Origin of the sequence: Clostridioides sp. ES-S-0049-02 (genome assembly GCF_020658465.1) — a bacterium.
Lineage (GTDB): Bacteria > Bacillota > Clostridia > Peptostreptococcales > Peptostreptococcaceae > Clostridioides.
Genome location: NZ_JACVWG010000054.1, coordinates 1 through 639, shown reverse-complemented (window position 1 = coordinate 639; position 639 = coordinate 1). Strand labels below are relative to the sequence as shown.

General features: G+C 49.5%; 6 tRNA genes. All 6 read left to right on the top strand.

Annotated elements, in window-relative coordinates:
* Positions 1-41 precede the first annotated feature (41 nt).
* The 6 genes from IC213_RS20530 to IC213_RS20505 all read left to right on the top strand — a co-directional run bounded on the left by IC213_RS20530 (position 42) and on the right by IC213_RS20505 (position 603).
* Positions 42-126: transfer RNA gene (locus IC213_RS20530), tRNA-Tyr, on the top strand.
* Positions 127-135: 9 nt separating this feature from the next.
* Positions 136-219 (top strand) — tRNA-Leu (locus IC213_RS20525).
* A 30-nt stretch (positions 220-249) separates the two neighbouring features.
* Positions 250-326 (top strand) — tRNA-Arg (locus tag IC213_RS20520).
* A 7-nt stretch (positions 327-333) separates the two neighbouring features.
* Positions 334-409: transfer RNA gene (locus IC213_RS20515), tRNA-Gln, on the top strand.
* Positions 410-426: 17 nt separating this feature from the next.
* Positions 427-499, top strand: a tRNA-Lys gene (locus IC213_RS20510).
* 15 nt (positions 500-514) lie between these two features.
* A tRNA-Ser gene (locus IC213_RS20505) sits at positions 515-603 on the top strand.
* The last annotated feature ends 36 nt before the right edge of the window (positions 604-639 follow it).

The window sequence follows — 639 nt, the reverse complement described above, 5'->3', positions numbered from 1 at the left end:
TAGGTTCGATTCCTATCACCAGCTCCATGTAAAATTAATACGGAGGATTTCCCGAGCGGCCAAAGGGGGCAGACTGTAAATCTGTTGTCATCGACTTCGGTGGTTCGAATCCACCATCCTCCACCAAAAAAATGCGCGGATGTGGCGGAATTGGCAGACGCACTAGACTTAGGATCTAGCGCCATTGGCGTGGGGGTTCGACTCCCTTCATCCGCACCATTTTTTATTTAATTTATACATATTTATTGTGGGTGCATAGCTCAGCTGGATAGAGCAACGCCCTTCTAAGGCGTGTGTCCGGGGTTCGAATCCCTGTGCGCTCACCACATATATTGGGGATTAGCCAAGTCGGTAAGGCACATGACTTTGACTCATGTATGCGTAGGTTCAAGTCCTGCATCCCCAGCCATTAAATATTAAAGTTAAGGTTCATTAGCTCAGCTGGCAGAGCACCTGACTCTTAATCAGGGTGTCCCGAGTTCGATCCTCGGATGAATCATTGGAAGTAGAATATGGAGAGGTGTCCGAGTGGTTTAAGGAGCTGGTCTTGAAAACCAGTGACTTCGAAAGGGGCCGTGGGTTCGAATCCCACCCTCTCCGCCAAATGCCCAGATAGCTCAGTCGGTAGAGCAGGGGACT